The organism is Novosphingobium sp. KACC 22771 (assembly GCF_028736195.1).
GTDB lineage: Bacteria > Pseudomonadota > Alphaproteobacteria > Sphingomonadales > Sphingomonadaceae > Novosphingobium.
In genome coordinates this window covers 2,868,831-2,889,733 of record NZ_CP117881.1, presented here as the reverse complement: position 1 = coordinate 2,889,733, position 20,903 = coordinate 2,868,831, and the positions used below count along the sequence as shown (strand labels likewise).

At 63.0% G+C, this 20,903-nt stretch carries 19 protein-coding genes; 7 read left to right on the top strand and 12 right to left on the bottom strand.

Going from position 1 to position 20,903, the window contains the following annotated elements; all coding sequences use genetic code 11:
* Positions 1-22: 22 nt before the first annotated feature.
* The 7 genes from arsH to PQ467_RS13300 form a co-directional block, all read right to left on the bottom strand.
* The gene (gene arsH / locus PQ467_RS13330; protein ID WP_274173870.1) at positions 23-763 is read right to left on the bottom strand and encodes an arsenical resistance protein ArsH; all 741 of its coding nucleotides are present in this window, start codon (positions 761-763) and stop codon (positions 23-25) included.
* A complete protein-coding gene (locus PQ467_RS13325) occupies positions 760-1,428 on the bottom strand; it encodes an aquaporin (RefSeq protein ID WP_274173869.1) in 669 nt (222 codons plus the stop codon). The genes arsH and PQ467_RS13325 overlap by 4 nt, the downstream gene beginning before the upstream one ends.
* A 40-nt stretch (positions 1,429-1,468) precedes the next feature.
* Positions 1,469-1,900 carry an arsenate reductase (glutaredoxin) gene (gene arsC, locus PQ467_RS13320; RefSeq protein ID WP_274173868.1) on the bottom strand — a complete coding sequence of 144 codons (432 nt, stop codon included), beginning with the start codon at positions 1,898-1,900 and terminating at the stop codon, positions 1,469-1,471.
* A 64-nt stretch (positions 1,901-1,964) separates the two neighbouring features.
* Entirely contained in the window at positions 1,965-2,324 is a 360-nt protein-coding gene (locus PQ467_RS13315) for an ArsR/SmtB family transcription factor (protein WP_274173867.1), read from the bottom strand.
* Between the two features lie 116 nt (positions 2,325-2,440).
* Positions 2,441-4,198, bottom strand: a complete 1,758-nt coding sequence (locus PQ467_RS13310) for a chloride channel protein (RefSeq protein WP_274173866.1) — start codon at positions 4,196-4,198, stop codon at positions 2,441-2,443.
* A gap of 34 nt (positions 4,199-4,232) precedes the next feature.
* Positions 4,233-4,853, bottom strand: coding sequence for a response regulator (locus PQ467_RS13305; protein WP_274173865.1), 621 nt, complete (start codon positions 4,851-4,853; stop codon positions 4,233-4,235).
* Positions 4,850-6,484 (bottom strand): sensor histidine kinase, encoded by a 1,635-nt coding sequence (locus PQ467_RS13300; RefSeq protein WP_274173864.1) that lies wholly within the window; start codon positions 6,482-6,484, stop codon positions 4,850-4,852. Before PQ467_RS13300 ends, PQ467_RS13305 begins: the two co-directional genes overlap by 4 nt.
* A 197-nt stretch (positions 6,485-6,681) precedes the next feature.
* Between PQ467_RS13300 and PQ467_RS13295 the strand changes: the two genes are divergently transcribed.
* The 5 genes from PQ467_RS13295 to PQ467_RS13275 all read left to right on the top strand — a co-directional run bounded on the left by PQ467_RS13295 (position 6,682) and on the right by PQ467_RS13275 (position 14,443).
* Positions 6,682-9,042, top strand: a complete 2,361-nt coding sequence (locus tag PQ467_RS13295) for a TonB-dependent receptor (protein ID WP_274176159.1) — start codon at positions 6,682-6,684, stop codon at positions 9,040-9,042.
* Positions 9,043-9,209: 167 nt separating this feature from the next.
* Positions 9,210-9,797 (top strand): class II aldolase/adducin family protein, encoded by a 588-nt coding sequence (locus PQ467_RS13290; protein WP_274173863.1) that lies wholly within the window; start codon positions 9,210-9,212, stop codon positions 9,795-9,797.
* 666 nt (positions 9,798-10,463) lie between these two features.
* Positions 10,464-12,836, top strand: coding sequence for a TonB-dependent receptor (locus PQ467_RS13285; RefSeq protein ID WP_274173862.1), 2,373 nt, complete (start codon positions 10,464-10,466; stop codon positions 12,834-12,836).
* A gap of 254 nt (positions 12,837-13,090) precedes the next feature.
* Entirely contained in the window at positions 13,091-13,999 is a 909-nt protein-coding gene (locus PQ467_RS13280; RefSeq protein WP_274173861.1) for a sugar phosphate isomerase/epimerase family protein, read from the top strand.
* Positions 14,000-14,038: 39 nt separating this feature from the next.
* Complete coding sequence (locus PQ467_RS13275) at positions 14,039-14,443, top strand: C-glycoside deglycosidase beta subunit domain-containing protein (protein WP_274173860.1); 405 nt, start codon at positions 14,039-14,041, stop codon at positions 14,441-14,443.
* Positions 14,444-14,531: 88 nt separating this feature from the next.
* Here the strand turns inward: PQ467_RS13275 and PQ467_RS13270 are convergent, their stop codons facing one another.
* Positions 14,532-15,374 carry a 3-keto-disaccharide hydrolase gene (locus tag PQ467_RS13270; protein ID WP_274173859.1) on the bottom strand — a complete coding sequence of 281 codons (843 nt, stop codon included), beginning with the start codon at positions 15,372-15,374 and terminating at the stop codon, positions 14,532-14,534.
* A gap of 273 nt (positions 15,375-15,647) precedes the next feature.
* Here PQ467_RS13270 and PQ467_RS13265 point away from each other — a divergent pair, with 273 nt between their 5' ends.
* The gene (locus tag PQ467_RS13265; protein WP_274173858.1) at positions 15,648-16,292 is read left to right on the top strand and encodes a TetR/AcrR family transcriptional regulator; all 645 of its coding nucleotides are present in this window, start codon (positions 15,648-15,650) and stop codon (positions 16,290-16,292) included.
* A 47-nt stretch (positions 16,293-16,339) separates the two neighbouring features.
* Here the strand turns inward: PQ467_RS13265 and dld are convergent, their stop codons facing one another.
* Genes dld through PQ467_RS13245 form a run of 4 tightly spaced genes read right to left on the bottom strand, consistent with a single transcriptional unit; the run spans position 16,340 to position 20,448 of the window.
* Positions 16,340-18,058, bottom strand: a complete 1,719-nt coding sequence (dld, locus tag PQ467_RS13260) for a D-lactate dehydrogenase (protein WP_274173857.1) — start codon at positions 18,056-18,058, stop codon at positions 16,340-16,342.
* 10 nt (positions 18,059-18,068) lie between these two features.
* Positions 18,069-18,860 (bottom strand): SDR family NAD(P)-dependent oxidoreductase, encoded by a 792-nt coding sequence (locus PQ467_RS13255; RefSeq protein ID WP_274173856.1) that lies wholly within the window; start codon positions 18,858-18,860, stop codon positions 18,069-18,071.
* A complete protein-coding gene (locus tag PQ467_RS13250) occupies positions 18,857-19,597 on the bottom strand; it encodes an SDR family oxidoreductase (protein WP_337995092.1) in 741 nt (246 codons plus the stop codon). The genes PQ467_RS13255 and PQ467_RS13250 overlap by 4 nt, the downstream gene beginning before the upstream one ends.
* On the bottom strand, positions 19,594-20,448 hold the full coding sequence (locus PQ467_RS13245; protein ID WP_274173854.1) for a fumarylacetoacetate hydrolase family protein: 855 nt from the start codon (positions 20,446-20,448) through the stop codon (positions 19,594-19,596). The genes PQ467_RS13250 and PQ467_RS13245 overlap by 4 nt, the downstream gene beginning before the upstream one ends.
* Before the next feature lie 357 nt (positions 20,449-20,805).
* Between PQ467_RS13245 and PQ467_RS22765 the strand changes: the two genes are divergently transcribed.
* Complete coding sequence (locus PQ467_RS22765) at positions 20,806-20,895, top strand: hypothetical protein (RefSeq protein WP_443193011.1); 90 nt, start codon at positions 20,806-20,808, stop codon at positions 20,893-20,895.
* Positions 20,896-20,903: the final 8 nt, after the last annotated feature.

The following is a 20,903-nucleotide window of genomic DNA, read 5'->3' as shown; positions in this document are numbered from 1 at the left end:
ATATGAAACGCATCCATCATGGTCAAAGAGCGTTTAATCCTGCCTTTTCGACCGGCGTTGCAACCGGGTAATCCCGCTCGACGCGTTCTGAATAGCGATCCACCAACTGCTCGGCATGAAGCCGCAGCAGCACGGTGAAACGGACCAGTTCCTCGCAGACATCCACGATGCGGTCGTAATAGGACGAGGGCTTCATCCGCCCGGCCTCGTCAAACTCCTCATAGGCCTTGGCGACCGATGATTGGTTGGGAATGGTGAACATCCGCATCCAGCGGCCCAGAAGGCGCAGGGTGTTGACCGTGTTGAAGGATTGCGACCCGGCGCAGACCTGCATCACGGCCAGCGTGCGTCCCTGGGTTGGGCGCATGCCCTTCATGGCAAGGGGCAGGTGATCGATCTGCGCCTTCATGATGCCCGTGATCTGGCCATGCCGTTCCGGGCTGCACCAGACCTGACCTTCGGACCAGAGCGAGAGTTCGCGCAGTTCGGCCACGGCGGGATGGTCATCCCCGGCCACCTGATCGGGCAGGGGCAGGTCGGAAGGATCAAAGATCCGCACTTCGCACCCGAAATAGATCAGCAGGCGTGCGGCTTCCTCCACCACAAGGCGCGAATAGGAACGCTCGCGCAGGCTGCCGTAAAGCAGCAGGATGCGCGGCGCCGGTTCCATCTCGCCCAAGCCAAAGGCGGGGCGCTGGTGGGCATATTCGGGTTTCAGCGCGGGCAGGTGATGGGGATCATGGAGAACACGCAGGCGTGTCATGTTTCATCCTCTTGCGGGAAAAGGACCATGGCGGCGAAGTGGGCCGCCAGGGCGCCGGTGAATTGAGCGGCGATGAAGGCGGGCACATGGGCGGGCGCGATGCCCGCAAACGTGTCGGACAGCGCGCGCGCAATGGTGATCGCGGGATTGGCAAAGCTGGTTGACGAGGTGAACCAGTAGGCCGCAACAATGTAAAAGGCCACGCCGGGAGGCACCCAGACATGCCGGTGCTTGGCCGTGCCCAGGATCGTCAGGATCAATCCGAAAGTCGCCACCGCTTCGCCCAGCCATTGTCCGGCGCCGGTGCGGCCATGGGTCGAGACTTGCCATACGGGCAAATCAAACATCGCATGCGCCACCCACACGCCCGCAATGCCACCGACCATTTGCGCCGCCACATAGGCCAGCCCGCCCTGCGTATCGATCTCGCCGCGCAGGCGCATGATCAGCGTCACCGCCGGATTGAAATGCGCGCCCGATACCGGCCCCAGCATCGTGATCAGCACGAAGAGCAAAGCGCCCGTTGCCAGCGTATTGCCCAGCAGCGCGATCGCCACATTGCCGCCCGACAGCCGCTCGCCCATGATGCCCGAACCGATGACGCAGGCAAACAGCAGAAAGCTGCCCAGTGCCTCGCTCCACAAGGCCCGCTTGAGTTTCGTCATGGCACTTCCTCGCCGGGTCTCGCGCCGCCGCGCGAGGACACTAGGCTGATATCCGCTTGCCGTCGGCATCGACGACCTGTTCGCCGTCCTCCTTGGCAAAGGCGCCGCGCTGCTCGGCCGGGATCAGGTCGAGGACGGCCTCGGACGGGCGGCACAGGCGCACGCCAAGCGGCGAGACAACCAGCGGGCGGTTGATCAGAATGGGGTGCTCCATCATGGCGTCGATCAATTGCGCATCGGAAAGGTCGGGATTGCCAAGGCCCAGATCGGCAAAAGGCGTGCCCTTTTCGCGCAGCAGCGCGCGCGGCGTCATCCCGGCGCGTTCGATCAGGCTCTCCAGCAAAGCGCGCGAAGGCGGCGTTTTCAGATATTCGATCACATGCGGCTCGATGCCCGCATTGCGGATCATGGCCAGCGCATTGCGCGAGGTGCCGCATTCGGGATTGTGATAAATGATGATGTCGGTTGTCACAGGATGGTCTCCTTTGTGCAGGAAGCGCTCAATGGCATGATCGACAAGGCATCGGCAGGGAATGTCATGCGGCATTCTCCGCTCCGCCGGAGGCCGCGCCTGCGGATGGGGCAGGGCAGCAGACCTCGTCCGTGCAGGGCACCCCGCCGCAGCAATTTTCCGTGAGATAGCCCATCACACCATTCATCGCCGCATAATTGGCGCTGTAGATGACCAGACGGCTCTGGCGGCGCTGTCGGACCAATCCGGCATGCGCCAGAGCGGCAAGATGAAAGCTCATGGATGAGGAGACCACGCCCAGTTTCTCGGCGATGACGCCTGCGGGAAGGCCATGCTCTCCGGCCTGAACCAGCAGGCGGAAAGCGGCCAGCCGGTGTTCCTGCGCTAGAGCGCCCAAGGCTTGAATAACAGCGGCGGCGTCCATCCCTATCTCCACGATTCGATAAAAATCGAAATATGGAACGAAGGGAGCGCCGTCAATCGTTCATCGCCGCCGCCGCGCCATAGGATCATCCGCGCGGCGGCGCGCGTCGTGTCCGCCTATCGCCCGGTCTCACCGAACATCTTGCGCTGCTCCGCCTCGATTTCCTCGAGATAACGGCGCCTCGCGTGCCGCTCGGTGACCACACCGGCCACCTGACCCTCGGGCGTGACGACGGCCAGTTCATCGGCCATCGCCGTATCAAATGTGGCCAGCACCGTTTTGAGGCTGCTGGCCGGGGTCAACGTGGTGGCGGCCAGCGTGACCAGCGTGTCGATTTGCGCCAGCGGATCGCTGCCCGGTGCATGGGCGGCCGCGGTTGCCACGATCCCGCAATAATGGCCGTCGGCATCGGTGACGATCGCCTTGGCCGTGGAGCCCAGCGGCACCGTGGCGCGAAATTGTCCGATGGTCATGGTGTTGACCACATTGGTCCAGTCGCGCCGCATGATCCGCCCCGCGTTCAGGGTGAGCATCCAGCCGATATCACGCGGGCTGCGAATGTCGGAGCCGCGCACATGCAGCCGCCATGTCGAGAAGGAATAGCCGAAAACCTCGCGCGTGATGGTGGCCGAAATCAGCGCGGCGGTCAGCACCACCCCCATCAGCGCGAAATCATGCGTGGTTTCCAGCATCAGCAGCGCCAGCGTCATCGGCCCGCCGACAATCGAAACGCTCAAGCCCGCCATGCCCACCAACGCGGCATCCATCGGCGAAATCACCAGCCCCCATGGGTTGAGGTTGAACAGTCGGGCAAAGACCTGACCCAGCAGCGAGCCGAGAAACAGCGAGGCAAAGAACAGGCCGCCGCGAAAACCGCTGGCCAGCGAGATGACCGAGGCGGCCACCTTGAGCACAATGACCAGCAGCAGCAGGTGCAGCGGCGGTTGCAGCAGCAGATCGAGATGAAGTGCGCCATGCCCCGCCGAAAGCGTTTGCGGCGTCATCAGCGCCAGCGGCATCAGCATCACCCCGCCCGCCAGGGGCTTCCACCGCGCCAGCAAAGGCCAGACCTGAAAACCCCGCTCGGCCAGAGTGACAAGGCGCATCACGGCAATGCCCATCACCGCGCATAGCCCGCCCAGCAGCGCATAGGCGGCATAATCGAGAATGGTGATGATGCGCGTTTGGGTCAGGGCGATCAGATAAGGTTCGACATGCAGCCCGCGCAGCACCAGCGTGGCGGCAAGCGCCGCGGCAATGACCGGCGCAACCGAGGCGGTGCTGTAGGCGCCGATGACAATTTCAAAGGCATAGAAGGCCCCCGTCAGCGGCGCGCCAAACGCCGCCCCCACCGCCGCGCCCGCGCCCGCGCCCACCAGCGTGCGCAGATCGGCCCGCCGCAGTTTCAGCCATTGACCCAGCAGCGAGGCAAGGCCGCCGCCCATCTGGGCATAGGTCGCCTCAAGCCCCACCGACGCCCCGCAGCCGTTGGACAGGATCGTCTGGGCCGCGATCAGCAGATTGTCGAGCGCGGGAATCCGTCCGCCATGGAGCGCATTGGCCTCGACCACGTCGATGGGCACATGGCGATGGCGCGCCGCAAAGCGCCCCAGCGCGATCAGCCCCAATCCGCCCAGCGGCAGCGCCAGCAGTTTCCATGGGTGGAGGATGGCATTGAGCGCGCTCAACCGATTGGCCGCAACGCCATAGATCAGGCTCTGCATGCCATGGGCCAGCCAGCCCTGAACCAGGGTGGCCAGCCCGGCCATCGTGCCGACCGCCACCGCCACCGCGATAAAGGCCATTTCGCTGCTGCGCAGCCATTGGCGCAGGGCGATGACGACCCGCAGCAGAATATGAATCGGGCGCGCCATCATGGGTCTTTATGCTTTCCCCTGCCTTTCGCGCCTATCTCTTTGCCCGCACCAGCAAGGCCAGTTCGGTGCGATTGCTGACATTGAGCCGGTCAAAGATGCGGTGCAGATAGACTTTGACCGAACCTTCGGAAATGGCAAGGTTTTGGGCGATGTCCCGGTTGCGCAGACCGGCGGCGGCGCCCTCCACGATCCTGCGGTCGCGCTCGGAGAGGCTGTCGAGCGGGTCGGGGGGCGCAGGCTGGGTCACCAAGGCAAAGGCGCGCTCCATCATCCCCATCGGAATCGCCCTTTGCCCTGCCATCACCGTTTCGATGGCCTGCTGCAGGGCGTCCGCCTCGGTGTCTTTCAGCAGGATGCCGTTGACCCCGGCCCGCATCGCGCCGACCAGCGCGGCATCATCGACCTCTGCGGCCAGCAGCAGGACCGGCGTGTCATCGCCCGCATCACGCAGCGCTTCGAGCACGCCGACCCCGCCGCGCCCGGGCATGCGGATGTCGAGGATGGCCAGATCGGGCCGTTCCGCCTCGATTCCCGCCAGCGCGGCCTCGCCATCGCCCACCGATGCGGCAATGGCATAGCCCAGACTGGCCAGCACCTGCTCCAGCCCGGCGCGCAGAAAGGCGTGGTCATCGGCAATTAGGATTCGGGTCATGGCGCAGGGTCCAGCGGCAGATTGATCATAAGCCGTGTTTGCCCCGGCGCCGATGTGATGGTCAAGTCGCCGCCCGCCCGCGCTACGCGCTCGGCGATGGAGCGGGGGGGATGGTCGGCGTCAAACCCCAGGCCATTATCGACAATGGCCAACAGCAGCCGATGGTCGGCGGCGGCCGGTTCGATGCTGATTGTGTCGGCCTTGCCATGGCGCACGGCATTGGCGATGGCCTCGCGCAGGATCTGCTGCACCTCGAAATGGAGCGCGGCAGGCACGATGATCGGCCTGCGCAATTGGGCAACCGTGATCTCCACCATCCATTGCCGGGCCAGATGGGCGCAGACCACCAGCAGTTCCTGATGCAGGTCGCGCTGGCCGGGCTTGATCTCTCCCCGGCGCAATTGCTCGATGATGTCGCGCATATGGTCCTGTTCGTCCGCTATGCCCGAACAGATGAGGTCGATGTCCCGCGCGCTCTCGCCCTGTCCGCCCATCGCGCCGCGCAGCGCCTGCAACCGGAAGCGCGTGCCCGCCAGCGTCTGGATCACGCTGTCATGCAGATCGGTGGCGATTTGCGAACGCAGGCGTGAAAGCGCCACCTCGCGGCCCAGTGCCTCGGCCTCTTCTTCATCCATCGCGGCGGCGATTTCGCGCCCCACGCCATGGGCGGCAAAGAGATCGTCGGGATTCAGGCCCGCCATGTCGCACAGCACCATTTGCCCCCGCCCGGTTCGGCTTGTAATGGGGATCGAAAGCCCTTGGCCCAGGGCGCAATGGGCGATCAAGCCGGGCATCGGGCCTGCGCGCCGCGCGCTCAGATGTTTGCCGCCTTGCAGCAGGATTTGCCGCAGACGCGGTTTGTCGAACAGCAACGGATCATCGGTTCCGGCCAGATCCATCGGCGCGTCGCAGGCCGCGCCCGCCAGCGTCCCGGCGCTGTAGAGGCGGGGCCTGCTCTCGCCTTCGCCGCGCCATGCCAGCATGCCGCCGCCCGCGCCATAGACCGCCATCGCATAATCCAGCGTGCCGATGAAAGGATCTTGCGAGACTTGCCGCTCATACCGGGCCGCACCCGCCCGCTGCCGCCCAAGGGCAAACCACAAGAGCATCAGCAACAGCAGCGCCAGCGCGACGAAACGGCGGGAGAACCGCGCCATGTCCAGCGGCAGCCCGTCCCAGTCGATCAGCCAACCGGCCAGCAAAAAGCCCAGCGCCAGCCCGCCCGCAATCAGCAACATACTGCGCATGCTCCACCGCGCCGCCGAGGTCAGCATCAGAAAGGCAAAAAAGGTGATGAAGGGGCTGAAGAAATCCAGCGTCACCGCCTCGGTCAGGAACAAGCCGGAGAGCAGCGTGGCGATATCGACGACAAAGGCCGGGCGCGCCAATCGGAAGTCATACCACCAACTGCGCCATGCCACCGCCAGCAAGGCCAGTGCAAAGCCCAGATAGGCGATGAACAACACCGCCGTGGACGATCCGCCCAGATGCGGATGGGCCGGGGCAATCCACAGCCACAGCGCCAGAAGCAGCGCCACCAGAATACGCATGCCCGCCAGAACCAGCCCGGATCGCGATCGGGACAGCAGCCGGGGCGGCGGGGCGGATTGGCGCTGTTTCTTGGGAAACATGGATGCCCTCATGCCACGAATTGCGGGCCAGTCAATCGGGCCGCCGCGGTTTGGCAGATCAGCGTGGCGGGCGGCGTCATAAAAGTGAAGTAAACCATGGATAGATGGCGCCGTAACGAAAGTTACAGGCACGGCCAGAGGGGCGATGACCCCACGGCCATCCTCGGAGGAAGACGACAGTGAAGTACAACAGGGTCATGTTCGGAACGCCGCTTTGCGGTTTGTTGATGTTGGGCGCGGGCGTGGCGCATGCCGCCGATGCTGCGCCTGCGCCTGCCGCTGCTGCCGGGGGTTCGGGGCTGACCGACATTGTCGTGACCGCCACCAAGCGCGAAACCAACCTGCAAAAGACGCCAATCGCCATTTCGGTTGTCGATGCCCAGATCATCGCCGAACGCCATGTGCAGAGCCTGATCGATCTGGCCGATGGCGGCGTGCCTTCGCTGCGTGTCGCCACGTTTGAGGCGCGCCAGTCCGCGCTCACGGTCGGCATTCGCGGCATTGTGCCCTTTGACCAGAACCAGACCGCGCGCGACACGGGCGTCGGCGTCTATATTGACGGCGTCTATCTCGCCCGCTCGCAGGGGCTGAATGCCGCGCTCTTCGATGTGGCGCGGATCGAAGTGCTCAAGGGGCCGCAGGGCACCCTGTTCGGCCGCAACACCGAAGGCGGCGCGGTCAGCATCGTCACGCGCGACCCCAGCGGCCAGTTTGGCGGGCGCGTTTCGGCGGGCGTGGGCAATTACGGCAGCCATTCGGCCGAAGCCCATATCGACCTGCCCGAATTCAACAATATCGCGATCAAGATCGACGGCGTCGAGCAGCATCAGGACCCCACCGTCAAGAACCCGCTGGCCGGACAGGCGGGCTGGAACCAGTATGAACGCGTGGGGGGGCGCATTTCGGCCAAGTGGACCCCGATCCAGGGTTTCTCGGCCTTGGTCTCGTATGACAAGGCCAAGGACGAAAACACGCCCAATTACAGCCAACTCATCAATTACAATCCCAACGGTCTGCCGGTGGCCACGCTGGCCCAGATTGCGGCCAACAACAACAAGCTGCCCTCGGGCATGATCGCCCCGCTTTCGCCGCTGGTGGTGGTGAGCGGCGGCGCGCGCATGGCCACCGCCGACATCGGCGTGCCCCAGCAGCCCAGCGTTGACCGCACCGAAGGGACGACGCTGCGCCTGAACTATCACGTTGCGCCCAACATCGAGCTGCGCTCGATTTCCGCATGGCGCACGGTTTCGACCGACCAGTGGGATAATTCGGGCGGCGCGCATCGCACGGTCTTCCTGCCCAACACCTCGTTCAGCCGCTACAGCCTGTCCTATCTCAACCAGCGTCAGTTCAGCCAGGAACTGCAACTGGTGGGCAGCATTCCGCAGGTCGAATATGTGCTGGGCGGCTATTACTTTACCGAGCGCGCGCAGGAGCAGGCCTCGACACCCTCCTCGAACAAGTGGAATGCGGACGGCACCGGCTATACGATCAACAGCGAGACCGTTTCCGGCCCCGTCACCTCGTCCAATCAGGGCTGGGCCATCGGCCAGCAGTTCCTGCAGCGCGCCAGCGAGGCCTATGCCCACAGCTATGCCGCCTTTGGCCAGATGACCTATTCGCCCGACTGGCTCGACGGCCGTTTCCACCTGACGCTGGGCGGTCGCTATACCAATGAAAACCGTCACGGCACGCTCTATCTGGTGCAGGGCGTGGCCAGCAATTTCGGGTTCCAGCAGGGCGTGAGCCGGTTTGATCCGCTGGCTGTGGCCGCCTATGACGTGATGCCCAACATCAATGTCTATGCCAAATATTCGACCGGCTATCGTGCGGGCGGCGCCAATGACCGTTCGCAGACCTTCAACGCCTTTGGCCCCGAAGTCGTGCGCTCGTATGAAGTGGGCACCAAGATGGACCTGCTGGACCATCATGTGCGCCTCAACCTTGCCGGTTACATGATGGACCGCACCGGCACCCAGACCGACTTTGACAATGTCGATACCAACCCGGCCAGCCCGACCTTCAACCTGCATACCGAGGAAACCCGCAACGCGCCGGGCACCTCCAAGATCCGCGGGATCGAAGCCGATCTGACGGTCAAGGTCGCGCCGGGCCTGACGATGGGCGCCTCTTACGCCTATACCTACACCTTCGTTCCGCCTACGGCCAACCCGTTCCTCAACAATGTGCTGTATCAGGTCTATACGGTCTATACGCCGCGCAACGCCGCCTCGGTTTCGGCCGATTACAGCGTGCCGGTGGGCGGCGCGGGCGCCGAGGCCAAGCTGCATCTGGACGCCAATTACGCCTCGTCGCAATACAGCTTCCAGAACGAGCCGATCAAGGCTGATGCCAGCCTCGTGGTCAACGGCCGCCTTGCGGTGGCCTCGGTGCCGATGACGGGCGACACCAAGGCGACCTTTGCGCTGTGGAGCCGCAACCTGTTCAACACCACCTACATCTATCGCCGCTCGGCGGCAAATGACGGGGTGCTGGGCGATTACGGCAATTTCAACCCCCCGCGCACCTTTGGCGCGGAAGTGCGGGTCAATTTCTAAAGTATAATAAAAAGAACCCCCAAGCTGTGTTTCCTGGAGCGGGCGATTGGGAGATCGCCCGCTCTTTTTTCGTTTCGGCGTCGCCCTGTGCGGGGTGGTCGCTTATGAGCCGGGCTTATAGGTCGGCACAGAAACTCATTTGCAAGGGTTAAGCTCAACCTTTTAAGTTGAGTTTATGGGCGCGTCATCGCCGCCATTTCATCGGCGATTACGATTATGGCATCAATTATGCCGGTTTCGTGATCCATTCGGCCATCCATGCCGCGCGCCCGGATGCCCTTTGGATCGCCCATTTCCATACGACCAATGGTGTCGGTGCATCGGCCCATGCCGAAGGATTGCTGCCTTTGTCGCAGACGGCGCTCTATGTCATTCCGCGCCTGTCCTACCATGACTATGAGGGCGTTGCGCTGCATCTGGAAGAGCGCGAGCGGCTTCAGGCCGATCTGGGCCAGAACAAGCTGCTGCTGCTGCGCAACCACGGCACGCTGGCTTTGGGCAGCACGCCGGGCGAGGCGTGGACCGGGATTTACAGCCTTGAAAAGGCGGCGGCCGCGCAAGTGGCGGCGCTTTCGGTCGGGCGTGACCATGTGCTGATCGCGCCCGAGGATGCGCAGGAAGAGGCCCGCCGCCAGCTGGCCGGAGAGGCAACAGGCAACGGGGTGAACCGCGACACCCGCAAATCGCACCACCAATTGGCGTGGGAAGCGGTACGCCGCAAGGTGGACCGCCAGTTGCCGGGTTACGCCGTATAAGGCGGTAGTATGAAGTGTGGCTATGCAGGCGGCCCTTCGTTCCGCCTGCATGGCTATTGCGCGTTGGCGATCCCGCCTTGCCCACCCGGCATAGATCGGGCGGCAATCGAGCATGGCCCGGTCATCGCAATGCAGGCTTTGCACGCGCGCTGATAATCGCGCAACCATCATTTGATACATGATCAAATTTGGGCATCGCAGGCCACGTCGCGGCCTTTCAGGCGCAGATATTTAAGCTGCGATTAAAGTAGCCGTGCCCCTCGCGCATGATCGTGCCGCGAATTTCGCCCTGCCCAAACAGTCCGAGCATGACCATCGCGCGCTCATTTCGGGCCGTGTGAATGCACCACCGATATCCATCAAATATATGTTTTATAGATGAAAATAGTCCGTTCAGCCTAAGTCTCCCCTCTTTGTGAATGGAGCCGCCGCGCTTTACGCAGGATCGTCGCGGCCCGGTGCGCGGGCGGGATGCGCAGCACGGCGCAAGCCCCTTGACAGGACCCTCCACAAAAAATAGAGATCCGATTTAAGCGGTGATCAAAACCGTGTTGCCCACTCGATGGCGTCGTATTGGAGAGTAGCAGAGCGCATCATGCCCGCATAGGCCTGATCGCCATAACGCCTGTCTCCCGGCGCTGAATGATAAAGTTAGGGAGGACCATCATGTTCAGGACATCTATTCAGGCCGCGCTGCTGATGGGCGCTGCGCTGGCTCCGCTGGCAGCCGCCTCGGCCCAGACGGCTGCTAGCGCCCCGGCGACTTCCGCCGCTGCTGGCGAAGGCACCGGCGAGATCATCGTGACCGCCCAGCGCCGCTCGGAAAACGTGATGAAAGTGCCGCTCAGCGTCTCGGTGGTGACCGCCGAAACGCTTGGCAAGCGCGGCGTCAATGACTTGAGCGGCATCACCAAGCTGGCGCCCAGCCTTCAGGTGGCGCAGGACAACACCTATTCGATCCGCGGCGTGGGCACGGCAACTTTTGCCACCACGGTGGAATCGAGCGTGTCGCAGATGGTCGATGACGTTGTGCTCGGCAATGGCGAGTTCGCGGCCAACTCCTTTTACGATCTGGAGCGCGTTGAAGTGCTCAACGGGCCGCAGGGCCTGCTGTTCGGCAAGAACGCCTCTGCCGGTCTGATCAACATCACGACGGCAAAACCCAAGATCGGCAAGCTGGAAGGCAATGCGGACGTCGAATTGGTGACCCGCGACCGCCCGATCAAGAAGGGGCAGGGCATTCAGGCGCGAGCCACGCTCAACCTGCCGGTCAGCGATACCAGCGCGCTGCGCCTCAACGCGATCTACAGCGGACAGGACTCCATCACCTATCCGATGGTCAACGCCAATGTCCGCAATGACATGGGCATCCGCAACCTTGGCCTGCGCGCCAAGTATCTGTGGCAGCCCGACAGTGCGCTGAGCGTCTATATTCTGGGTGACTATAACCGTCAGCGCGGTGTTTCGGGGCGCTATGACATCACCTACCGCCAGATCGGGGCGGGCAGCGCCTATACCGGCCTTGGCCTGCCCTCGGGCATCAACAACCAGATTTTCCAGGCCGATGCGCCCAATTTCCGCGATACCGAGACGGGCGGCGCTCAGGCCAACATCAGCTATACTTTCGACAATGGCGTCCAACTGATCAACATTGCGGCGTGGAAACATATGACCACGGCCTTCACCTTCGATTCGGACGAGACGCCGTACAATTTCTTCAACACCAATTCGTCCCACCAGAAATATGACCAGTTCTCCGAGGAACTGCGTCTGGCGTTGCCCTCGGGCAACCGTATTTCCGGTCAGGCGGGCCTGTATTACTTCCATTCGCAGCTTAACCAGCAGAACCTGCTGGGCGGCAACAATGGTTTCCCCTCGTTCCTGCTGCCGACCTTTCCGTTTTGCGTGGGCGCCACGCAGCTTGGCGCTCCGCCTGCCGCCTGCCCGGTCAGCAACACCACGTTTCTGGGCCAGGACTCGCGCTTTACTCTCAAGCAGAACAGCTTTGCCGGTTTCGGTCAGCTCAGCTACGGCCTGACCGACACGCTGAAGGCGACCGCCGGTGGCCGCGTGACCTATGACAAGGCCAGCATTGATCTGCTGGAGAACACCGGCAACTATTTCGTCACGCTGGGCATTCCCAACAACCGCTCGATCCAGAAAACCGACGCCACCAACTTCAGCTACAAGATCGGCCTTGATTGGCAGGTGACGCCCGCGACGCTGATCTATGGCTTCTATGGGCGCGGTTACAAGGGGCCGGGCTTCTCGAACACGGCCCCTGCGCCCGGTGCCAATCTTGCGGTGCGCCCGGAAATTTCGAAGGGCGGCGAAATCGGCATCAAGACCAAGCTGTTCGACAATCACCTGACGCTCAGCCTGGCCGGTTTCTACACTCGCTACACCGACCTTCAGGTTCAGTCGTGGATCACCGCGCTGCGCACCTTCGTCCTTGCCAATGCGGCGACGGCCACCACCAAGGGCATCGACGCCTCGTTCACGGCGCGCGTTGCCAAGGGGCTGACGCTGTCGGGTTCGGCCACCTATGCCGATGCGAAGTACGACAACTTCCCCGGCGCGCAATGCTATCCGACGCAGACTTCGCAGGGCTGTGGTCGACCGATCGATCCTAACGATCCCAGCAAGGGCTTTGTGTCGGATTTCAACGCGGGCGGCTATCAGATCCCGCTCTCGGCCCGCTTCAGCACCACGCTGGGCGCGGACTATCAGCATGCGCTGAGCGACAGGATGGATGGCCTGATCTCGTTGAGCTACTATCACCGCTCGTCGCTCTCGGCCGGTTTTGGCCCGGCGTTCCAGATCCCGAGCTGGGACACGCTTGATGCCACCATCGGCATCAAGACGGCGGCGTTCAACGTTGCGCTATTCTGCAAGAACTGCACCAACGCCATTCGCCCGATTTCGATCGGTTCGGACGGTGGCGACGCCTCGCTCAACCCCGCCGTGCTGACGCTCAACCAGCGCTTTGGCTATAACTCGGTCCGCACCATTGGCGTGCGGGCGGGGATCAATTTCTGATCCCTTTCGCGCAGGGCTAAAAAAAAGGGCTTCGGAGCGGGTTTGCTCCGAAGCCCTTTTTTATGGATCACCGGGCGCAAAGGCAGAATGGCCAAAGGCAGCAAGGAGGCGAAATGGTCCTTGCCATAAATTTGATCAGCGATTAAATTAGCTCCAATGCATCGTCGGCTTCGCGTATTTTCGCCGGGGCCGGAATGCTGAGCGGGCCGAAATGCCCGCTTAATCCGTGGGATCGAATGATGAGGGAGTTGAGTATGGCTGGGCAGTTCAAATACGGGGTATCGCTCTATAGCTATACCGAAGACTTCGGCAGCATCATGACCCTGGAAGATGGTTTTGATCATGCCGCCGACACCGGCGCGACCGGCATCGAGATCCTTGGTGAGACGCATGTCGAATGCTATCCCGAGCCTTCAAAGGATTGGCTCGACAAGTGGTTCGGCCTGCTCGACCGTCATCAGCTTGAGCCGACCAACATGTGCAGTTGGGTGGATACCAAACTGCGTCTGGGCTGTCAGTTGACGGTTGCCGAAGGCGCCGCCGAACTGGAGCGCGACCTGCGCCTTGCGCACCGGCTGGGTTTCAAGTCCATTCGCCCCAAATTCGGCGTCATCGATGCGCAGCTTACCCCCGATCCGATCTGGTCCGGGGCCGTGGAGCGCGTGCTCGATCTGGCCAACAAGTTCGATATCGTGATCTGTCCCGAAATCCATTCGCCCACGCCGATCAAGCATCCGGCGGTCGATGGCTATATCGACTTTATCGAGCGCACCGGCACCCCCAACTTCCGCCTGCTGATCGACACCGGCATCTTCCAGAACCGCCCGCTCAAAGGCTGGCAACATGAAGTGCCCGAAGGCGACAGCGATCACGCCAAGCTGATCAACGGCATTGCGGTCGATCCCGAGGAATTCCTCGATATCGCCAAATATGTGGCCTTTATTCAGGCCAAGTTCCACTACATCAACGATGATCTCCAGTGCGAGAACATCCCTTGGGACAAGGTCATTCCGGTGCTCAAGCGCGCCGGTTACGAGGGCTATCTGTCGTCGGAATATGAAGGTGCGCGCGAACCGTGGGTGGCGATTGACCAGGTGCGCCGCCAGCACGTCATGATGCGCCAATTGGAAGCGCAATATGACGCAGCGCAGGCCGGCGCCTGATCCGTCCGCAGCTTTGACCGCTATTTACAGGAAAACGCCATGTACGAATATCCTTTGATCCAAGCCACCGGCTTTCGCAATTACGGGCCGGTCGATGCCCGCGAAGGGGTTGAGGTGCGCCTGCGCCTGCCCAACTATCGCGGCATGCGCCTTTCGCTGTTTGACGGCGTGGACGTCACGATTGACGGCGAATTCTTCAGCTATGAGATCAACAAGCTGCGCCTTCATGGCGAGGTCTATGACCTTGAAGGCATGCGCGATGCGACCACCGTGCGTTGGGCGATGGGCGATTTTGGCACCGTGCTGGTCCCCAAGCAGGGCGGGCTGACCCCCGGCATCCACCATGTCAAAGTGGCCGCGCGCACCCGTGCGCCCTATTTCCCGCCGCATCTCCAGCCTTTGCCGGTGAATTGCGAGCGGTTGGCAACGATCGTCCTGCCCTGACAGGGTAGGGCGGACAGCCCCTTTCCGGCGCCGCAGTATAAGGAAACCCCCGGTGCATTACACCGGGGGTTTCGTCTGTCGGCAAACTTCAGAGCGGGCGGATCTTCACATTGCGGAACATGATTTCCGCCGCTTCGATCTGGAGCAGAATGCGGCCTTTGGTAAGCGGGATATAGCGCGAACGGTCTTCGGGATCCTGACGCTGAAGCCCGTAAAGCGCGGTGACGAGCCGCCCGTTGACGATATGCGCGGCCTTGTCGCCCTGCGCGATCAGTTCGACGGTGTTCCACCCCTCCAGCGTGTCAAAATTGCCGTCGGCGCGGATCCATTGGCGCAAGGATCCGCCCGCATTGACTTGGGGGGCGTACTGCTTGTTGCCAGGAAAATCGTCGGGCCATGCGGGCAGGCCGCCCTGCGAAATCGCGGCAATGGCGCGGTGATTGATGGGCAGCGCATCGCCGGTGTTGCGCTCCATGATCTGATATTCGATGCAATCGGGCCAGAGCCGTTCCGGGCCGAAGGGCGTGTGATAAAGAATGCCGCTGTCGCGTTTCCACATCTCGCGCGGCGCATAGCGGCGGGTGCCCCACTTGTATTCAAGGCTCAGGTGATAATTCTCATACTCGCGATCCGTGGCGAGATAGCCCATGCCCGCCTTGATCGGGCCGCGATAGCGCGGGCCCAGCAGGTGGAGCATGCCCTCGTGGATATCCACCACGCCATCGCGGTCCTGGGCGCCGACACCATCCTGAAAAAATGTCCAGCCCGCCGTGTCGCGGCCGTTGAATAGCGGGCGCCAGTCATCGGCCGGTACATTGCGGGACGGAGCCGCAGCGGCGGGGCGGCTGGCGGCAAAAGCAGCCTGCGGCAGGGCAGCAGCAACGCCGGTCAGGGCCAGACGCGAGAGCGCGCCTCGTCGGGTGGTGGTCATGCATCTCTCCTTTGATGGCATGCGGGCCATATATTCGGCTTGCAGGCCAAGATTTTTTAATCAATGATTAAATTAACCGCAAGCGCCGATTTTCTTGCCCCATCGCTTTCCGCAAATCCCTTATACAGCCGACACATTTTGACATATTCGGGCGGGCGGTACAAAAGGCGGGGGCGGGTTCCGAATGCGGCGCACCCCTGCCGCACAGGGTTTGGCGACCGGGCAGGCAAGATGCCCAGATGTCGCATTCGGCAGATCAACGGGCGGGAATGAATGAGCGAGAAGAAGCAGTATAACCGGGACAAGTTGCGCCACAGCCTGCTCAATGCTGGGCGTGCCTATCTGAAACAGCACGGACATAATGGTCTGTCCATCCGTACGCTGGCGCAGGAAATCGGTGTTTCGCCCGGCGCGCCCTATTATCACTTTCCCGACCGGCGCTCGCTGCTGCTGGCCCTCGCCACCGAGGGGTTCAACGAAATGCTGGCGGGCACCGAGCAGGTGGTGGCCGGTATTGCCACGCCTGCCGAAAAGCTGCGCCGCATGGGGCTGCTGTTTATCCGCTTCGCCGAGGAAAACCCGCATCTGCTCGACCTGATGTACGAAAGCGAGCTGACCACCCCGACGCTCGATCCGTCGCTGCTGGCCTTTCAGCGCGCCGGGCATGCGGCGTTGCGCGATCAGGTCATCGGCGCGCTTCCCGATCTTGATCCCGGTTACGCCGACGTGCGTGTCGTGGCTTTCTGGTCGGCGATTTACGGCTTTGCCACGATGCGCAAAAAGGGCGTGCTGCGCCCCAGCGACGACGGCGCATTGCCCAGCGTCGACATTGCCGGGACGATTGTCGATATCGTGCTGAGCGCCATTCTTGCCAAGGACGCGCCGTGCGATCCGGCTCTGACCGGGCGGGCCGGTTGACCGGCCTGTCCGAGGCAATTCAGGCGACGATCAAAACCGGGTCGTGATCATCGCCAGTCGCGCTGTCGGCTGGTCTGGCCGATGCCGGGGTTGAGCCGGTTGCCCGGGTCCAGCGCGCGGTAATGCGCCTCCAGCGCGGGCTTGGCCGGATAGAGATGGCCGACATTGTGCTCGGCCGGATATTCGGCGCCGCGCTGGTCCAGCAATGCCCACATCCGGTGCTCCAGCGCGATCGGATCGACGCCCGGCTTCAGGATATAGTCCTGATGGAACACATGGCAGAAGAAGTGCCCGTAATAGAGTTTGGCCTCAATCGCATCATCGATGGCCGGGGGCAGCACTTCCAGCCAGTCCTCGTCATTGCGCCGCAGGGCAATATCCAGCGCGATGATGTCGCCCACGCGCTCGGCATGGATGGCGCGATAGCGGATCGCCGCCCCGGCCACGGCGAAGCGATGCAGGAAGACTTTCCTGGCCTCCAGCGGGGTGCATTCGAACATATCGCCCGTTGCGCTTGGAAACATCTGCGCCAGCAGGCCGCGGGCCTCGGCCACGCCATCGCGCGGCATTTTCAGGATCAGATGATGCGCATAGCGGTCGCGCCATTGCCGCATGCGCGGCGGCAGATGGTCGGGCAACAGTCGGCTCGCGGCCTGCATGACCCGATCCGACAGGTTGGCGGGCAGGAACCGCCATCGCCGCGCCAGCGCATCGATCCGGTTCTTCAGCGCAAAGAGGCGGGGCAGGCGGTCGGTCCCGAAGCGTTCAATGGCAACAAAGACATCCTTGCCATAGATGGCCGCGATATCGAACGCATCGCGGTGGATATACTCGCCCGAAATCGGCAATTCCTCAAACCGGCCCAGGATTTCGCGGCGCAAATGCGTCAGTTCGGCGGTGTCATTCGTGCCGATATAGAAGGTGGCGGTCTGCTCATCGCGGGGAAAAGTATCGAGCCGGACGGCAAAGACCATGACCTTGCCCGCGCTGCCCGAGGCTTCGAACAATCGCTGCGGATCGGCATTGTACCGGGCCGGGGAGGGGGCGGCAATGTCGCGCACCCTTTCGGCATAATCCTGACACGAGGCAACGCAGCGGCCCGCGCCCGTATCCTCGGCATTATCCTCGGCTTTATCATCGAGCGGGGGCAGGCGGCCCCGGCCGATGTTGTCGAGGATCTCCTCGGGCGCGCCGCCCAGATCAAGGCCAAGGTGATTGACCAGCTCGACGGTGCCATCGGCCAGCACCCGCGCGAAAAGCGCCATCTCGGTATAGGCCGGGCCGCGCCGGATCAATGCGCCGCCCGAATTGTTGCACACCCCGCCGATCACCGAGGCGCCGATGCAGGATGAGCCGATCACCGAATGCGGTTCACGGCCCAGCGGCGCCAGATCGCGTTCGAGATCATAGAGCGTTGCCCCGGCCAGACACACCACCTGCGCGCCGCCCGCAAGCATGTGGATGCCCCTCAACCGCAAGGTGTTGATGATCACCACCGGGCGGTCATAGTGCCCGTCGGGGCTCGAGCCGCCCGTCAGACCGGTGTTGGCGGCTTGGGCAATCACGATCACATCGGCCGCGATACAGGCGCAAAAGGCGCGATATTGCTCCAGCGGCGTGCCCGGCCGCACCACCGCCAGAACATCGCCCCCGCCATAGCGATAGCCGGTGGCATAGGCGCGCGTCGCATCCCGGTCGGTCAGAACATGACCCGGCCCGACAATCGAGCGCAATTGGGCGAGCAGCGGGGCAGGGGCAGACGACATCCGGGCAATCCTACTGCTGATAGGGCCAGGGCGCACGGGTGAAAACGCCGCCATCGACCCACAGTGTCTGGCCGGTGACAAAGGCGGCGGCGGGGCCGGCAAAGAACAGCACCGGCCCGGCAATGTCGGCGGGCGTGCCGACCCGGCCCAGCGGCGTCATCGGCGACCATTGCGCGGCATAATCGGGCGCCTCCTCGGCGGTGCGTTCGGTGGCGATGGCGCCCGGCGCGACACAGTTTACGCGAATGCCATATTGGCCCAGTTCAACCGCAGCCGATTTGGTGAATTGTTCGATCCCGCCCTTGGATGCGGTATAGTCCACCAGATTGGGAAAGGCGTGCTTGTTGCAGCCCGAACCGATGTTGACGATGGCGCCGCCGCAGCCGCGCTGCGCCATCAGGCGGCCAAAGATTTGTGTATGGAGAAAGCACCCTTTGAGATTGGTGCGCAGCACCGCATCCCAGCGCTCCTCGGACAGTTCGAGCAGCGGCGACCATGTCTGGATCCCGGCGTTGTTGACCAGCAGGTCGGGCGCGTGGCCCGCCCATGCAACCACCGTCTCGGCAAAAGCCTCAACCTGCGCCTTGATCCCCACATCGCACGCCATGGCAAGGACGCTGTGGCCCAGCGCGGTCTGCTCTTCGACAAGCGCCTCTGCCGGTTCGGGCGAGGCGTGATAGGAAAATGCCACCCGATAACCCGCCGCCGCCAGCGCGCCGACAAGGTGATGCCCGATGCCCGTGCTGCCACCGGTCACGATCGCAAAGGGCGGCGCGGGCCGGGGTTCGGACAGGGCGGTCACAGGCTCATTCCTCCGTCGATGACCACATTGGTGCCCGACATAAAGCGGGCCTCGTCCGAGGCGAGCGTGATCGCGATGGCGGCGATTTCGTCGGCCTGACCAAGGCGGCCCATGGGCTGGCGGGCGATGAAAGCCGCCCGCGCGGCATCGGCATCGCCCGTGGCGGCAAAGCGTTCAAGCAGCGAGGGGGATTCGACGGTGCCCGGGCTGATCGCGTTGCAGCGGATGCCCTGACCGATAAAATCGCGCGCCACCGACATGGTGAGGCCAATCACTGCCGCCTTGCTGGTGCCATAGGCAAAACGGTTGGGCGCGGCCATCACCGATGACACCACCGAGGCAATGTTGATGATCGCGCCTTCCGCACGGCCCAGCATGGCCGGAAGAAAGGCGCGGATCGTCAGGGCCATCGAGCGTACGTTCAACGTCATGCTGCGATCAAGATCATCGAGCGTGCCATCAAGGATCGAGCCATTGGCGACATAGCCGACGCAATTGACCAGCACCGAGGTTTCGCCATGGGACTGCGCGGCGGCTGCAACACTTTGCGGGTCGGTCACATCGAGGATGCGGGTCTGGATGCCCAATCCCGCATCGAACGGATCGTTGAAGCGAAGGTCGGCTGCCGTCACAAGCGCGCCCTCGCGGGCAAAGGCGATGGCGATGGCCCGCCCTATGCCCTGCGCGCCGCCGGTGATGAAGCAGGATTTGCCGGCAAGCCGACCTGGCGCGCTCACCGGTCGGCGTCCCATGCGATGACCTTGTGGCGCTGCACGCCCAGCTTTTCGATGCCCAGTTCGATGACATCCCCTTCCTTGAGGAAAACCGGGGGCTTCATGCCCATGCCGACGCCCGGCGGCGTGCCGGTGGTGATGATGTCGCCGGGCAGCAGGACCATGAACTGGCTGAGATAGCTGACGATGGTGGCGCAATCGAAAATCATGGTGCGCGTATTGCCGGTCTGCATCCGTCGGCCATTGACATCCAGCCACATGTCGAGCTGCTGCACATCGCCCACCTCATCGGCGGTGACCAGCCACGGGCCTACGGGGCCGAATGTTTCGCAACCCTTGCCCTTGTCCCATGTGCCGCCGCGCTCAAGCTGGAAGCTGCGCTCCGAGAGGTCATCGCACACCAGATATCCGGCGACGTGGTTCAACGCATCCTCGACCGAAACGTAGGAGGCGCGCGATCCGATGACGATGCCGAGTTCGACTTCCCAGTCCATCTTGTCCGATTTGTGCGGCCGCCGCACATCGTCATTCGGCCCCTGAATGCACGAGACCGCCTTGGTGAACACGATCGGTTCCGCCGGGATGGGCATGTTGGCCTCGATCGCATGATCGGTATAGTTAAGCCCGATGGCGATGAATTGGCGGGTATCGGCCACGGGCGCGCCCAGACGCACCGGCTCGGTCACAGCCGGAAGCGCGGCAAGGTCGATCCGGCGCAGGTTTTCGAGGGATGGCGGGGCAAGAGCCGCGCCATCGATGTCGGACAGATGGCCCGAAAGGTCGCGCAAGGTGCCGTTGGCGTCGAGGATGCCGGGCTTTTCCGTTCCCGCCTGACCGAATCGTACTAGCTTCATTGCATGCTCCACATCAAGTTCAGGCGACGGTCAGCAGCGACCGGGCCGGGCATTGCGCCGCCAGGGTTTCCGGGGGCTCCGGATGGATTCCATGCCGGAAACGGCCTGATTTGATCAATGATCAAAATGGGCCTAACCGACAAAGCGGCTCCGGTAAAGTCCAAACACAAGAGCGCATTTTGGTCGAGTTGCGCAAGATCGCGATGAAAGAAATGCCCCGGCACCCGTTAAGGCGCCCCGGCGATGGTGCGCGCGCTCCAAAGGGATTGGCCCTGCTGAACCTCATGGGCCAATCCCGGCTTGCCTTTTGGTTTGATCGCTGATTAAAAAGCCCATGCGCCGCTTGCCCGTCCTTGGATTGATTATATCGCCCGCAATTCGATGCTGCTGCGTCAAGGCCGCCATGTCGCCGATCTGGCCTCTTCCATGGTGAGGAGGCGTGCCTGATCGGCGGC

Coding starts and splice junctions, on each gene's coding strand:
- PQ467_RS13285 (WP_274173862.1), top strand. CDS start 10,464: ATGTTCAGGACATCTATTCAGGCCGCGCTGCTGATGGGCGCTGCGCTG.
- PQ467_RS13280 (WP_274173861.1), top strand. CDS start 13,091: ATGGCTGGGCAGTTCAAATACGGGGTATCGCTCTATAGCTATACCGAA.
- PQ467_RS13315 (WP_274173867.1), bottom strand. CDS start 2,324: ATGGACGCCGCCGCTGTTATTCAAGCCTTGGGCGCTCTAGCGCAGGAA.
- PQ467_RS13245 (WP_274173854.1), bottom strand. CDS start 20,448: ATGAAGCTAGTACGATTCGGTCAGGCGGGAACGGAAAAGCCCGGCATC.
- PQ467_RS13305 (WP_274173865.1), bottom strand. CDS start 4,853: ATGACCCGAATCCTAATTGCCGATGACCACGCCTTTCTGCGCGCCGGG.
- arsH (WP_274173870.1), bottom strand. CDS start 763: ATGACACGCCTGCGTGTTCTCCATGATCCCCATCACCTGCCCGCGCTG.
- PQ467_RS13325 (WP_274173869.1), bottom strand. CDS start 1,428: ATGACGAAACTCAAGCGGGCCTTGTGGAGCGAGGCACTGGGCAGCTTT.
- PQ467_RS13295 (WP_274176159.1), top strand. CDS start 6,682: ATGTTCGGAACGCCGCTTTGCGGTTTGTTGATGTTGGGCGCGGGCGTG.
- dld (WP_274173857.1), bottom strand. CDS start 18,058: ATGTCGTCTGCCCCTGCCCCGCTGCTCGCCCAATTGCGCTCGATTGTC.
- PQ467_RS13310 (WP_274173866.1), bottom strand. CDS start 4,198: ATGGCGCGCCCGATTCATATTCTGCTGCGGGTCGTCATCGCCCTGCGC.
- PQ467_RS13270 (WP_274173859.1), bottom strand. CDS start 15,374: ATGACCACCACCCGACGAGGCGCGCTCTCGCGTCTGGCCCTGACCGGC.
- PQ467_RS13265 (WP_274173858.1), top strand. CDS start 15,648: ATGAGCGAGAAGAAGCAGTATAACCGGGACAAGTTGCGCCACAGCCTG.
- PQ467_RS13275 (WP_274173860.1), top strand. CDS start 14,039: ATGTACGAATATCCTTTGATCCAAGCCACCGGCTTTCGCAATTACGGG.
- PQ467_RS13300 (WP_274173864.1), bottom strand. CDS start 6,484: ATGTTTCCCAAGAAACAGCGCCAATCCGCCCCGCCGCCCCGGCTGCTG.